Raw genomic sequence first — 13,937 nt, forward strand, 5'->3', positions numbered from 1 at the left:
TGCCCTCCTTCAAGTCTGTATGTTGATTCTAAGCTGTAATGACAAAAAAGTCACATCGATCCTCTAATGCTAAGGATTCGATGTGACTTCAAGCAATTCCTGCTAATTGTTGTTCAAAAAATTGGCTTCTGTTCTATTTGCGCAATTCTGCTCCGAATTGCTCCTCCAGACGGGCAACCACACGAGCATGAACCTCGGTGATTTCCTCGTCCGTCAGTGTACGCTCGTGGTTGCGATACACAAGCGCCATCGCCACACTCTTCTTGTCTTCACCCAGTTTGCTGCCTGTGAACACATCGAATACCTGTACGGTTTGCAGCAGCTCTCCTGCAGCCTCACGAATCGAGCTGAGCATGGCTCCTGCTTCAATGTCTTTACTTACGACTACGGCAATATCGCGCTCAACAGCCGGGAAACGCGGAAGCTCACGGTAATGGATATCCACGTCAGCTTCACTATAGATTGCCTCAAGAGCAATCTCTGCGATATACACATCGTTCAGATCATATTGTTGTTGAAGTTCAGGATGCAATTGACCCATGGTACCGATCAATGTACCTTCACCGCCGTCCTTCCCTTCCAAATACACGGAGGCAGAACGTCCTGGATGGAACCCTTCCGGACTGTTTGCAACAAGACGAATGCGTTGTTCCAAACCAACATAGGAGAACAGGTTCTCAAGTGCACCTTTCAGATCGAAGAAGTCCACTTTTTCTACCCCTACATTCCACTGCTGAGCGGCACGGTTACCTGTAAGCAGTAAGCTCAGGACCGGAATTTCATACGGCTGCTTCGTCAGCTTTTCTTCTTCGGTGAAGAACACGCTGCCCACTTCGAATACAGCAAGTGAATCCTGCTTCCGGTTCATATTGTACACTGCTGCATCCAGCATTTGCGGCAGAACGCTTGTGCGAAGCACGCTGCGATCCTCACTCATAGGCATAGCCAGCTTCACCGCCTTGCTTCCTGCAGTCAATGCCGGGAACAAGGATGCTTTATCCGGATGTACAAAGGAGTAGCTAATCATTTCCTGCCACCCGCTGCCTGCGAGCAGTCCACGGATGGTACGGCGCATTGCTTGTGAGCGTGTGTAGGCTCCTGGTGTTGTCGGTCCTTCAATTAATGTAGTTGGAATGTTGTCGTATCCATACAAACGGGCAATTTCTTCAAAGAGATCTACGTCACGAGTAATATCGCCTCTGCGCGTTGGTACTTCCACATCAAGCAATCCTTGTTCAGCATCGCCGCATGCAAAGTGCAGACGAGCAAAAATGGTTTTCACCTCAAGCAGTGAAAGGTCGGTTCCCAGATAACGGTTCAGTCTGTCGAGTGACAGCTGGATGACAACCTTCTCTGCCACCTCGGCTCCAGCTTCCACAATTCCCTGGTGTACTTGGCCTTCAGCATAGCGCTGAATCAATTCAGCCGCACGGTCCAGTGCCGTGATAACAGCCCCCGGGTCAACTTCCTTCTCAAAACGCATGCTAGCTTCGGAACGCAGCCCCAATTGGCGCGACGTTTTTCGAACCGTTCCGCCGTCGAACTTGGCGGACTCGAGCAGCAGATTGACTGTGCCTTCCGATACCTCGGAATTCTCGCCACCCATAACACCCGCAATGGCTACCGGTTTCACGCCATCGGTAATCAGCAGCATATGCGGTTCCAGCTTACGTTCCTGACCATCCAGGGTCACGATCGTTTCGCCTTCCTTAGCCATGCGTACTTCAATATGACCTTTTTCCAGTTTATCTGCATCAAAGGCGTGCAGCGGTTGACCGTACTCCAGCATCACATAGTTCGTGATATCCACGATATTGTTAATTGGACGAACACCAGCCGCCATCAGACGGTTTTGCATCCAGAGCGGAGAAGCTCCCAGTTTGATACCCGTTACATAACGGGCAGCATAGTGACTGCATTGTTCCTGCGCCGTGATTTCCACCGAGATATGATCGGCAGCAGCATCACCGACTTCAACCAGCTGTTCTTTCGGATTAGGCAGCTTCACTTCACGACCCAGAATGGCGCCAACTTCATAAGCTGCACCGCGCATGCTCAGGCAGTCGGAACGGTTTGGTGTCAAATCCAGTTCAAGCACATGATCGTCCAGACCAAGCACCTGGCTAATTGGTGTGCCGATTTCCGTTTGCTCCGGCAGGACAAGAATGCCTTCCTGCTGATCTTTAGGAAGCAGCTTGTCATTCATGCCAAGCTCTTTTGCAGAGCAGATCATGCCAAGTGAAACGACGCCGCGCAGCTTGGCTTTTTTGATATCCAAACCGCCAGGGAGCTTCGCTCCAACCAGGGCTACGGCTACCTTTTGACCCGCATCCACATTTTTCGCACCACATACGATCTGAAGATCCTCTTCCTGACCGGCGTCAATGATGCATACGTTCAGTTTGTCCGCATCCGGGTGCTTCTCCTTGCTCTTCACATACCCTACAACCACTTTGTTTACGCCCTGGTTGCGGTTTTCCACTACATCGATTTCGATCCCTGCACGTGTAATCTTCTCTGCCAGTTCCTGTGGCGTCACACCTTCAAGGGCAATATAATCAGACAGCCAATCTGTCGATACTCTCATGGACGTTCACTTCCTTAATCTATAAATTGGTTTAGCTAAATTTCCTTTAGCGCTTGCTTATCGTAAAGTTTACAGCCGTCCGAATTGCTTCAGGAATGCCATATCACTGTTATAGAAATGACGAATGTCATCGATACCGTACTTCAGCATCGCAATACGTTCTACCCCCATACCAAACGCGAAACCGCTGTACTTCTCCGGATCATATCCACCCATTTCCAGCACCTTCGGATGAACCATTCCGCCGCCCAGAATTTCAAGCCATCCGGTTTGTTTACATACTCGGCAGCCGCTGCCGCCGCATTGTACACAAGTAACATCCACTTCAGCACTTGGCTCGGTGAACGGGAAGAAGCTTGGACGCAGACGAATTTCAGTGTGAGCACCGAACATCTCACGCACAAATTGCAGCAGTGTACCCTTCAAGTCGCTCATGCGAATGTTTTCGCTGATGACCAAACCTTCAACCTGATTGAACTGGAAGGAATGCGTAGCATCGTCATCATCACGGCGGTATACTTTACCCGGGCAGATGACCTTGACAGGTACTTCCCCTTTCATGCTTTGCATGGTACGTACTTGCACCGGAGACGTATGGGTACGCATCAACAGGTCTTCGGTTACATAGAAGGAATCCTGCATATCGCGCGCCGGGTGGTTCTTCGGCAGGTTCAGTGCTTCAAAGTTGTAGTAATCCATCTCCACCTCAGGACCTTCCGCTACGCGATACCCCATGCCGATGAAAATATCTTCGATTTCCTGTACCACTTTGGTTAGTGGATGCAGACCGCCTTGACGTCCACGACGTCCTGGCAGGGTGACATCAATGGTCTCGGACTGAAGACGCTTCGCCGTCTCTTCCTTCTGGAACTGCTCCTGCTTGCTGTCGATGACTTCCTCAATGGCACCGCGAACGTCGTTGGCCACTTGCCCGATTACGGGACGTTCCTCTGCACTAAGTGCACCCATGCCACGCAGGATTTCAGTCAATGCACCCTTTTTCCCCAAATACTTCACACGCAGATCACCAAGCGTCTGCGGATCGTTCACGCCGGACAATTGTTCCAGCGCTTCAATCTTCAATGCTTCTAAACGTTCTTTCATGTGTAATTGCCCCCTTTATGTGGTGTTATTGCAACAAAAAAAGGCCTTTTCTCCCCAAAAGGGACGAAAAGACCGTGGTACCACCCTTGTTAGACATCCGGTGCTGACTGGCCCTTCTGGCCTGCAACACGTCTGCCTCACTCTGTACGGAATAACGACCGTTAACCGTTTGCCCCTACTGCTGAGCCTCAGCAATTGCTGCCAAGTCAAGTTCAGGGAACCGCTTCGGAGTGAATTTCGGCAGCCTTGTTCTACAGAAACGCTCTCAATCTACGGCGCTTCCTCCCTGTCCAGAGGCACTGCTTACTTGTCTCCATCATCACGTTTGTTAATGAATCAAACCTATATCGACGTATTTATCGATGATCGTTCATAATTATATGCAAATTCAATCGAAATAGCAAGCCAGTCAATCATCTATTTTTTGCTCGCATCCTTCCGCCTAAGCTGAATTAACCGCTCTTGAATGTCACGGATCTCAGCGGCTTCCGCAGCTCGTTCTTCAGCAGCTTCCGGATGGGCAAGGATATCTAGGCCCGCATTGCTCATGGGAGATAGCAGTTCGGACAGTCGCATTTCCAGGCGTAATCGTTCATCATCCGATTCCCGCTGGCCAAGTGAAGAATCTCGGAGTTTTCTCGACTCTTCCCAATCCAGAACTCCTCCTTCATATACCGTAACCTTCCCTCCTTGCCCCAGATCAAGCAAGCGATTGGCCAGCATTTTGGTCAGCATTCGGTCATGAGATACAAGTACCAGAGCACCCGAAGCCTGTTTTAACACATTCTCCATCACTTCCTGGGTATCAATATCCAGATAGTTTGTCGGCTCATCCAGAACCAGCAAGTTCGCACCGCCAAAGTATAATCTCAAAAACGCAACCCTGCATTTCTCTCCCATACTCAGGTTCCCGATGCGCTTGAATACATCCTCTCTAGTAAAAAGAAAACATCCCAGAATGGTTCGGGCAGCACTCTGAGTCATGGATGGGAGACTGAGCAAGCTGTCCAGCAGAGTCTGATTCTCGGAGAGTCCCTCAAGCTCTTGAGAGAAGTAACCAATCTTCAGCTGTGGATGCCTTCTCACCACCCCCTGCTCTGGTTCAAGTTCACCAATCATCAGCTTCAGCAGGGTCGTTTTCCCCGTACCATTCGGTCCACGTACGGCAAGCCGGTCCCCTCGTCCGACGGCAATTCCCAGATTGTGAAATAACAGTTGTCCCTCCGGATATGCGAAGCTGACGTCTCTCATTTCAAGCAGCTGGCGTGCCGCTAACGTGTCAACTTGCAATTCCATGTTTAGCTTGACTGCATCGCGAGGTTTCTCTACCCGCTCATTTTCCAGCCGTTCCAACTGTTTCTGTTTTGCATGATAACGCGAAATGTTTTTGTTGGCTTTGGCTTTGTAAAAGCTCTGAGTGATCTTAACCTCCACGTCCGTTGCTGAATTGTGGGCCTTATGGAACCACTCCTGATAATTGCGAATGGTTTCTTCAAGCGCTTTGCGCTCCAGTTCCTGTTTGCGGTATAGGGTTTCCTGTTCTCGCCGTTCTCTCTCCTTATGAACTTTATAGTCAGAATATCCACCTTTATATTTGGTCAGCGCTTGCGGATTAAACTCAATGACACCTGTTGCTACCTGATCAATAAAGGTCCGGTCATGTGAAACAAAGAGCAGCGTGCCGGTGTAATTGGATAGCCACTCTTCAAGCCATCGCATGCTGTCTTCATCCAGATGATTCGTCGGTTCATCCAAAATAAGAAATTGGGGTTTGCTGACCAGCAGTCCTGCCAGCCTTGCCTTGGTTTTTTGTCCACCACTCAAGGAATGATAGGATCTGTTCCAGTGCTCCGAGCTTAAACCCAGACGGGTCAACACCTTTTCCACCTCGGTCTCCCACATATAGCCGTTCAGCTGCTCATATTGCTCCATGACTAAGGTATAGGCTTCAAGCAGCTTCTGCTCATCTTCACTCCCGCTCATACCCATACGCCGTTCCAGTTCTTCTAACTCACATTTCACTTCATAGATCCGGCCACTTTCCTTCCGTACTGCATCCAGTACCTTCATATCGGGGTCAATTAGAGAGCGTTGACGCATGAATCCCCACTCCTTCTGCGGGACGTGGCGCTCAATATGTCCGCCTCCCTCCTCTTCCCCTAAAATGATGCGTAACAATGTGGTTTTCCCGCATCCATTGCGACCGAGAATCGCAAGCCGCTCACCTTCGTTAATTTCCAGATTTAATCCTGCAAACAATTCCATCCCGTTCCATTCTTTTGATACTTCATGTAGGCGTACCAATGTCATCATAAGACTTCATCCTTCCTGCGCTAAAAAATCAAATTCATCCCGAGCTTCTTCGAGATGATATCGTTAATCTCGATCACGCAGAGCTGCCTCGGCCCGCAGGAAACCTTAGTCATCATTTCCTGAACAAAAAAACCGCTGGCATCCGCCGGCGGTCTGGCAATTCAGGTTTGGATAAAGCGTCAAAAAACAAGCACAAGATACACCCAGGTATGACAAATAAACACCCAAGAAGGGTACACAAGCCACAATACTCGGCTAGCACACACCTGATCCCATAGCTGAATTTGGACACACGAATCCCCTCATTGCTCAGCCGCTTCGGCTGACTGCGTCATACATCTTCTGCAGTTACTGGGGTTCAATTCATGTGTCTTACTTCATGGGACGTGTGGTTACCTCTCATTCATGTGTAGTATCAATTTCTCCGTTATTGTACCAGAAGTTGGGGGAATTGCAAAGCTTTGAATGAATGTAAGAAAGCAAATACTGCGCTCTCATCACTTTGAGTAAAAAAAAGAAAACCCTCTTGTGATTAACAAGAGGGTTTCTAAGTTAAGCGGGTGATGGGAATCGAACCCACGCTACCAGCTTGGAAGGCTGGAGTTCTACCATTGAACTACACCCGCACGATTGACGATCGGGACGACACGATTTGAACATGCGACCCCCTGGTCCCAAACCAGGTGCTCTACCAAGCTGAGCTACGTCCCGTTAAGTTCCTAAGAATCTTAACACGGTTTTTACAAAGACTAATATAACATGTTCATCCGGTCCTTGCAACTTTTAATTCCCATTTTTTCCTTTTGGGTGACAAACAAAAAAGACAGAAGCGATTCCCGCTCCTGTCTGATGGCTACCCTGTAGGTTTATCCACATCTCGTAAAAACCGCTTTTCAAAATCAGCCGCCACAATGGGTTTACTGAAAAAGTATCCCTGTGCTTCATGGCAATGCTGATCCCGAAGGAACACCAGCTGCGACTCGTTCTCCACTCCTTCGGCTGTCACCTTCAATTGCAGATGATGTGCCATGGACGTAATGGTGGAGACGATTGCTGCATTATTGCGATCCTCCATGACTTCGTTCACGAATGAACGGTCAATTTTGAGCCGATCAATCGGCAGATCCTTCAGGTAATGAAGTGAACTGTATCCTGTTCCAAAATCATCAATACTGATTTGCACACCAATCTCTTTAATTTTGCGAAGTTGTTCAAACGCACGATCTTTGTCAAATGTCATACTTTCGGTAATCTCCAGTTCCAGCCAGTCCGGCTCCAATCCTGTTTCCTTCAGTATGCCGTTGATGTTGTCCAGCAGATGGGAATGTCTGAATTGTCTCATCGAGAGATTAACAGACACACACAGTTTGCGGTATCCAGCTTCCTGCCATAGCTTGTTCTGCGCACACGCTTCCCGAAGCACCCACTCGCCCAGCGGTACAATTAGTCCGCTCTCTTCCGCCAGTGGGATAAACTCTGCAGGAGAAATTGCGCCGCGCTGTGGATGCTGCCAGCGGACCAGAGCCTCCATACCAACGATTAAACCACTTGCGATATTGATCTGTGGTTGGTATACAAGATAAAACTGACCTCGATCCAACGCTTTCCGCAGATCATTCTCCAGCTGCAGTCGTTCCTGTGCCTTCATCTGCATTGCATGAGCATACCGGTTCAATTCGATCCCCTGTTCCTTGGCGTTATGAAGCGCAGTATCCGCATTTTGAATGATTTCCTCTGGTGATCCTCCGTCATGGGGATATATGGCCATGCCAATTCCAAGCGTTATATGATAGTCGTTGCCGTCAACCATGACTGGCTTTTCAAACAGCTGCAAAATCGATCTTGTCCGGCGCAGAGCATTTTCTGTATTCCAGAAGTCCGTCATCGTGACCACGAACTCGTCCCGCCCAAGACCATACACTTCTTCGCCCGGCAGAGACGATTGCTTCAGACGCTGCCCCACTTGGCGAAGAACACGGTTAGCAGCCTGCTGACCGAGGGAGTCGTTAATTGTTTTGAACCGGTTGATATTCAAAACGAGTACACCGACGAGCTCGTCCTGTTTCACTGCTTCATCCATCAATCTTTTGAGTCTCTGGGAAAGGCGGCGGCGATTTGGCAGACCCGTTACATCGTCATGATGAGCAATATAGTTCATTTTGGCTTCAGCAGCCTGCTGCTTCAGAAACGGGGTATCCACTACCGTTGTATATAGTCCTTTTTGTACAAAGAAATATCCCAGACAATTCATCCACAATGCAAATAACAGATTCAAGTCGCTGATCTGCGTTGCAGAAATCAAGTAGCACTCTCCGTAGAAGAAGCACAGGGCTCCACACAGAATAGAAGGCAAATCTCCCTCTTTACCCTTCTTCCACTTCAAAAACAACACAAATGCGGTGATCCCGTAAAGAAGACCGACCAAGAAGTGAATTTTCATAAACGTTTCGCTTAGCACTTCTTGCTGAGTTAATTTGGGCAGCCAGCTCCATTCCTGAACACCCGCTGTGTACAACAGGACAAACGTACCCAGCGTTCCGCTAAATAGTAAAAATTTACGCGGTAACGCAATCTCTTTTTCTCTCACTGCATAAATAAGCAATAAACCCACTGCACAGATCACAGAGCCCAGCGTCATCATTTTGAGGGAAAATTCGGATTCCAACATCGCGCCACTCGGCATCTCTTCCGCATATGAAACGATATGAATTAATTCAAACAGGCCGATCAACAAAAAAAGCGTGGTAATCATGATTCTGCGCAGGGTTAACTTTTGGGTCTGGAACAACCAACTTTGGTTGTAAATACCGATACAGGCTGCAGCTGCAACGAATCCGCCAAGTAGCGTCAGCACAGGGTATCCGGATATGATTAGATCAGAGCTTGCAGAGGAACGATACCATTGACTTACGAGGAAACATAATAAGCCGCCTAGTGCGACCCATATCACTTTTCTCTGATCTTGCGAATTTGCCTTCATGCCTTGTTTTTCCTTCCCGGGATCACCTATCCTGAATAACCTTTAGCCCTCGTCTATGACGTTCAGGTTTGAAAACTTTCATTATTACATCATTCGACAATAAATATTTACCAACGTTCAATTCACATGCCAATACATACTATCTGGTACATAATAACATTTAATTCTGCGGACGTGAACTAAAAAATAGTTGAAAATAGGAATATGTATTCATATCCACGTAGAAAAACAAGGCACTAAGAACTAAAAAAACATGAAACTCCAATTGGAGTCCATGTCTCTTTAGTTTGCAACAGCATTTCAGACTATTTTCCATACAAAATGCATTGCGGAGAATCTGATACATGACCGTTGCTTTATGATGTTTACCGAAAAAATTATTTGTCAAAATTCACTTCTGGCGTTGTCAATTTATCATAGAAATCCACAACGTTATCCTTCTCGGATGACGAACGCAGGGCCATTGCCGAACGCGGATGCTCGTCAAGTGCTCCTGTGATCATGTATGGCAGGATGTAGCCCCATTCTTCTTTTTCACGAAGAGGAACCATCAATTGTTCCAATACGCCAAGTACCGGACGCAAGTTATATTTCGTTCCCTTCAGATGCGCCACAAGAAGTTCAGTTGGGCAGTTACCTGCTGCACGGCCCATACCATATACGGAAGCATCTAGTAGTTCGACACCAAGCTCTGCAGCGACAAGCGTATTGGAGAATGCAAGCTGCATGTTATTGTGAGTGTGAACACCGAGACGTTTGTTTGGCAGATGGGTTTTGAATTTTTCAACGAGGTACTTCACGTCGTTATGGTCAAGGCTGCCATAAGAGTCAACGATGTACACAACGTCTACAGAGCTCTCTTTGATCAATTCGAAGGCTTCGAGCAATTCGTTCTCCATGACATTGGACAAAGCCATAATGTTCAGGGTAGTTTCATATCCACGATCATGGAACGTTTGAACAAGGGCCAAAGCCTTGTCCACATCTTTGCTGTAGCAAGCTACACGGATCAGATCCAGCATGCTCTCGCTGCGCGGCAAAATGTCATTCTCGTCCACACGTCCGACGTCAACCAGAGCAGACAATTTGGTATTTCCTTTTTGCGGGATCACTTTACGCAGGAAGTCATCATTCAGGAAACGCCATGGTCCTGCTTCTTCGGCACCTTTCAGCAGTTTCGGCGAGTTTTTATAACCGATTTCCATATAATCAACGCCTGCCTCATTCAATCCAGCATATAACTGTTGAACGAAGTCCACGCTAAAGTCCCAATTATTTACCAATCCGCCATCACGAATGGTGCAATCTACAATTTTGCAATGATTTGTCTTCATTTGTCTGCTCCTTTTCTGACCAACTTGTGTATTCCTCTCATGATACTTGAACGTGACAAGAAAAGTAAAGGGATAAACACGTTATTGGGTCTAATGGTTCTATCAAGACTTCCAGTTCTGATCAATCTCGGACATCTCGGAAGGATTCGGAGCTTTTTTTCCGTAACGAACCGCGTTATAGGTACTTGTTAAAATGTCTGAAAATCTCTGCGTATCTTGCTTGCCTGAAGATCGCTTGTGATGCTGGATCTTCTCTGCTGCTTCCAGCGGAGTCTGTGCAGCTTCAATTTCGACCCCTTGCTGCCTGGCTTGATCTATCCATTTTCTGTAGTAGTAACGAACGCGCTCCGCCTCCTGAGATGGGGGTGTTTCTTTTTTCCGGAACCAGGGTTTGCGTGGTCTCACGGGTGTTTCCAGGGTTTCACTAATATCGATGTATTCGGTCCGCGGCTCGGCCCTACGCTCCCTGGGTTCCATCATCCCCCTCAATCGTTCCATAAGACGGTTTATAGTCTTACGTCCCAATCTGAAAATGAGCCATAGAATCAGTGCAGCAGAAGCACCTAGAACGAACCATCCCAGCATGTCCCAGAAAACAGATGGTTCTGACTGCTCTGTCACTCTGCCTGGAAGCTTTGATGGGTCAATACCAGAGTCTGGTGTCATCGGCAGCTGCGGATCGGAAGACGGACCTATTAATCCCCTGATCCATGCGAGCAGACGATCCCGCAGTGGAGCGAGCCAGGCGGCTAGACTGGGAAATGCTCCGATACCTGCAATGATTAACAACATCCATATCAACCGCTGATGATTCGCTCTGTTGAATTCCCGAAGCACAATCTTTCTCTGGCCATCATTTAATACGGCTCTATCCAGCTGTGAACTGTAGACATTAAGGAGACAAGCAACAAAACTGACGAAGCCTGTTGCATATAATGTTCCTCCATAGGTCTGCAATGGGAATAAGGGCTCGAACCAACGCGAGAAAATACCTCCTATAATAGACCCGACAACGCCGAAGATCTGCCATCTCCACATCAAGGTGGAGCGAAGCGACGGTTCTGGTGCCAATCCTACAAAGGCTGATAAAGCCCCCCACAGAAGAGCTGTGATTAATTCCGGTCCCGTATGTCCAGTTATCCAAACCACAATAAGGGATACAGCCACCCCTAGGAGCAGTGCTCCAACTAACCGAAGCCACATACGGGTTCCTAATCCTTGAAACCTATGGCCAAGCAGCACGCAGATGCCGCTCGCCAAAGCATAGATAATCAGCAGAATATAAGGAAAATGACCGTTTGCATAGAATGAAGTAAGGGTCAACAAGGGAAACACATAAACGCCAATTAGCAGCGTCGCGAGCAGAGACATCCCTAGTCTTGATTTGCTTTCCCAAGTCGGATCACTCATGCACTCACCGCCTTGCTGCTCTTCGTACCGTTGTGATCTGGCTCCACAGGCAGAATGGTTACTCGGTGTCCTTGTTCATGCAGGCGAGCAATCTCATGCTCCATGGCAGTAGAAACGTAAGATGTAATTAAAAGATAGCTTCGTGCCTGATGAGCTTCCTCATTGCGCTTCACTTCATCATTCAGGAACTGTTCCATGGGAACCCTGCATTTCAACTCGGTTTCAGCCATTGCCTCCAAAAGCAGCTCCAGATGCGGGCTGCCATAATCAGGTTCAATTCGAAGCGGATCACGCCCGCCATTTACCCGATAGCCGTTGTGAGCGAATCCTGCAGGGAGTCCTCTGCCAATCGCATCGGCTGCAGCAGTTGCCGCATAGCTCAGTGCACGCTCAATCGGCTCAGGTCGGGTTACTACACTCCACATATCCTCCGACTCCTGAATATTTACAATAATCCAGGACTGTGGATCAGCTGTCCAGCCTTGCTTGTATACCTGCAGCTCACCTGTACGTGCGCTTGCTTTCCAATGAATTCGGTTCATGGGATCGCCTGCTCCGTAAGGACGTACGCCAAGAATAAGAAATGGATCCTCCACGATCCAGCGAGATACCTCTACCTCCCCCTGCCACACCTGGTAAATGGCAGGCAGATCTTCAGCAGCGACCAGCGATGGATATACGATCATCGACAGATGAACAGGGATCGGTTGGGTATTGCGCCAGACGCCAAACAGATCTCCACCTGTCATGGTCACCGTATTCAACGTGTAGATACCGCGTTTACTGCACATAATCGGATGCTTGCGTGTAATTCTCGTAAATGGTTTCAAAGTAAATATACTTTTGTGATTCTGGTAGATATCACCTTGACTGATATCCATGCCTGAACCACTGCGAAAGACAAAGGATCCGGGCATCATCGCCTCAAGTCTCAGCCAGGGTACTGTTACCCGCTTCTCATTCGCTATCGTCTCCACCATCTCAAGCTCATCGCCTGCGTAACAGCGCAGTTTGCTGAATTCACGTGTATACTTCAGCCTTCGTAATGCCGGGCGTCCAAACCATACACCTTGTAGGCCAATGATAATACCCCCTACAATGACAAGCCATAATAGTGCCATAATTACCGTCCACTGCCGGTGCCAATGCTCTCCGTTGGCACCTCTGCCTGGGTCAGAATCCCATGAATGATCCGCTCCGCAGCCCCTTCCTGCTGCCTCACCCTGTTACGGAATACAAGTCGGTGAGCCAGTACAGGTTCAGCCAGAATCTTGATGTCATCTGGTAGAACGTAATCCCTGCCATGCAATGCGGCCCATGCCTGACACGCCTTCAGTAAGGCTTGCGCTCCCCTTGGACTAACACCAAGCGAAAGCTCAGGGTGTCTGCGTGTCTCTTCTGTAAGACGAATCATGTATTTAAGCAGGTCTTCTTCGACCTGGACGGACTGATATGTACGCTGCGCCTCAAGAAGCTGCTCACGACTTAATATGGATGTAAGATCGTTAACCGAACGACCGGCTACAGTCCTTCTCAGAATCTCTACACTTTCATCACTGCTTGGATAACCCATGCGAATTTTCATCATGAATCGATCCATTTGAGCCTCAGGCAGCGGAAAGGTCCCCTGATTATCAATCGGGTTCTGGGTTGCTATTACGATGAATGGACGTTCCAGCTGTCTCGTTGAACCATCAATACTGATCTGACGCTCTTCCATGCATTCCAGCAAACTCGATTGGGTTCGCGGTGTAGCACGATTGATCTCATCGGCCAGCACAAGGTTCGCGAACAACGGACCGGCTCTGAATTCGAAGTCACCAGACTTTTGATTGTAGAAATGAATTCCCGTTAGATCAGACGGCAGCAAGTCAGGGGTGAATTGTATGCGTTGAAACGTACAATCCAAAGAAGAAGCTACCGATTTGGCCAGCATTGTTTTTCCTGTACCTGGTACGTCCTCAAGCAATACATGTCCGGAAGCGATAACTGCGGTCATGATCAGTTCTATGGTTCGCTCCTTGCCTACAATAACCTGTCCCACATGATTCGTCAGATTTTTATTCATCTGTTCCATTTCCTGAATATTCATCATGCACCTTCCTTTCGCAAGCTATGAGTATGTATCCGCATTCATTCTAACTATAACCCATAATGCTTCCAAAAAAAAACAAAAGGAATCGGCCAACATGCCGATTCCTGCTCATCC

The 13,937-nt window shown here is 48.2% G+C and carries 8 protein-coding genes and 2 tRNA genes; all 10 read right to left on the bottom strand.

All coding sequences use genetic code 11. The annotated features are described in order from the left end of the window. Positions 1 to 133: 133 nt before the first annotated feature. The 10 genes from pheT to AC3WQ3_RS15565 all read right to left on the bottom strand — a co-directional run bounded on the left by pheT (position 134) and on the right by AC3WQ3_RS15565 (position 13,820). Complete coding sequence (pheT, locus tag AC3WQ3_RS15520) at positions 134 to 2,587, bottom strand: phenylalanine--tRNA ligase subunit beta (protein ID WP_492472698.1); 2,454 nt, start codon at positions 2,585 to 2,587, stop codon at positions 134 to 136. A 69-nt stretch (positions 2,588 to 2,656) separates the two neighbouring features. Further along, on the bottom strand, positions 2,657 to 3,691 hold the full coding sequence (pheS, locus tag AC3WQ3_RS15525; protein ID WP_095288315.1) for a phenylalanine--tRNA ligase subunit alpha: 1,035 nt from the start codon (positions 3,689 to 3,691) through the stop codon (positions 2,657 to 2,659). A gap of 417 nt (positions 3,692 to 4,108) precedes the next feature. After that, on the bottom strand, positions 4,109 to 6,004 hold the full coding sequence (abc-f, locus tag AC3WQ3_RS15530) for a ribosomal protection-like ABC-F family protein (RefSeq protein ID WP_492472699.1): 1,896 nt from the start codon (positions 6,002 to 6,004) through the stop codon (positions 4,109 to 4,111). A gap of 555 nt (positions 6,005 to 6,559) precedes the next feature. Beyond that, positions 6,560 to 6,630, bottom strand: a tRNA-Gly gene (locus tag AC3WQ3_RS15535). 11 nt (positions 6,631 to 6,641) lie between these two features. Continuing rightward, positions 6,642 to 6,715, bottom strand: a tRNA-Pro gene (locus AC3WQ3_RS15540). 142 nt (positions 6,716 to 6,857) lie between these two features. After that, complete coding sequence (locus AC3WQ3_RS15545; RefSeq protein WP_492472700.1) at positions 6,858 to 8,984, bottom strand: bifunctional diguanylate cyclase/phosphodiesterase; 2,127 nt, start codon at positions 8,982 to 8,984, stop codon at positions 6,858 to 6,860. Between the two features lie 377 nt (positions 8,985 to 9,361). Then, on the bottom strand, positions 9,362 to 10,318 hold the full coding sequence (locus AC3WQ3_RS15550; RefSeq protein ID WP_127539354.1) for an aldolase catalytic domain-containing protein: 957 nt from the start codon (positions 10,316 to 10,318) through the stop codon (positions 9,362 to 9,364). Positions 10,319 to 10,420: 102 nt separating this feature from the next. After that, positions 10,421 to 11,728 (bottom strand): DUF4129 domain-containing protein, encoded by a 1,308-nt coding sequence (locus AC3WQ3_RS15555; RefSeq protein WP_492472702.1) that lies wholly within the window; start codon positions 11,726 to 11,728, stop codon positions 10,421 to 10,423. Then, positions 11,725 to 12,849: a DUF58 domain-containing protein gene (locus AC3WQ3_RS15560; RefSeq protein WP_492472703.1), complete on the bottom strand. Its 1,125-nt coding sequence runs from the start codon at positions 12,847 to 12,849 to the stop codon at positions 11,725 to 11,727. Before AC3WQ3_RS15560 ends, AC3WQ3_RS15555 begins: the two co-directional genes overlap by 4 nt. A gap of 2 nt (positions 12,850 to 12,851) precedes the next feature. Beyond that, positions 12,852 to 13,820, bottom strand: a complete 969-nt coding sequence (locus tag AC3WQ3_RS15565; protein WP_492472704.1) for an AAA family ATPase — start codon at positions 13,818 to 13,820, stop codon at positions 12,852 to 12,854. Positions 13,821 to 13,937: the final 117 nt, after the last annotated feature.

The organism is Paenibacillus sp. FW104-T2, from assembly GCF_058789975.1.

Bases quoted from the DNA above. Each gene is read 5' to 3' on its own strand.
- pheT (WP_492472698.1), bottom strand. From the start codon at position 2,587: ATGAGAGTATCGACAGATTGGCTGTCTGATTATATTGCCCTTGAAGGT.
- pheS (WP_095288315.1), bottom strand. From the start codon at position 3,691: ATGAAAGAACGTTTAGAAGCATTGAAGATTGAAGCGCTGGAACAATTG.
- abc-f (WP_492472699.1), bottom strand. From the start codon at position 6,004: ATGATGACATTGGTACGCCTACATGAAGTATCAAAAGAATGGAACGGG.
- AC3WQ3_RS15545 (WP_492472700.1), bottom strand. From the start codon at position 8,984: ATGAAGGCAAATTCGCAAGATCAGAGAAAAGTGATATGGGTCGCACTA.
- AC3WQ3_RS15550 (WP_127539354.1), bottom strand. From the start codon at position 10,318: ATGAAGACAAATCATTGCAAAATTGTAGATTGCACCATTCGTGATGGC.
- AC3WQ3_RS15555 (WP_492472702.1), bottom strand. From the start codon at position 11,728: ATGAGTGATCCGACTTGGGAAAGCAAATCAAGACTAGGGATGTCTCTG.
- AC3WQ3_RS15560 (WP_492472703.1), bottom strand. From the start codon at position 12,849: ATGGCACTATTATGGCTTGTCATTGTAGGGGGTATTATCATTGGCCTA.
- AC3WQ3_RS15565 (WP_492472704.1), bottom strand. From the start codon at position 13,820: ATGAATATTCAGGAAATGGAACAGATGAATAAAAATCTGACGAATCAT.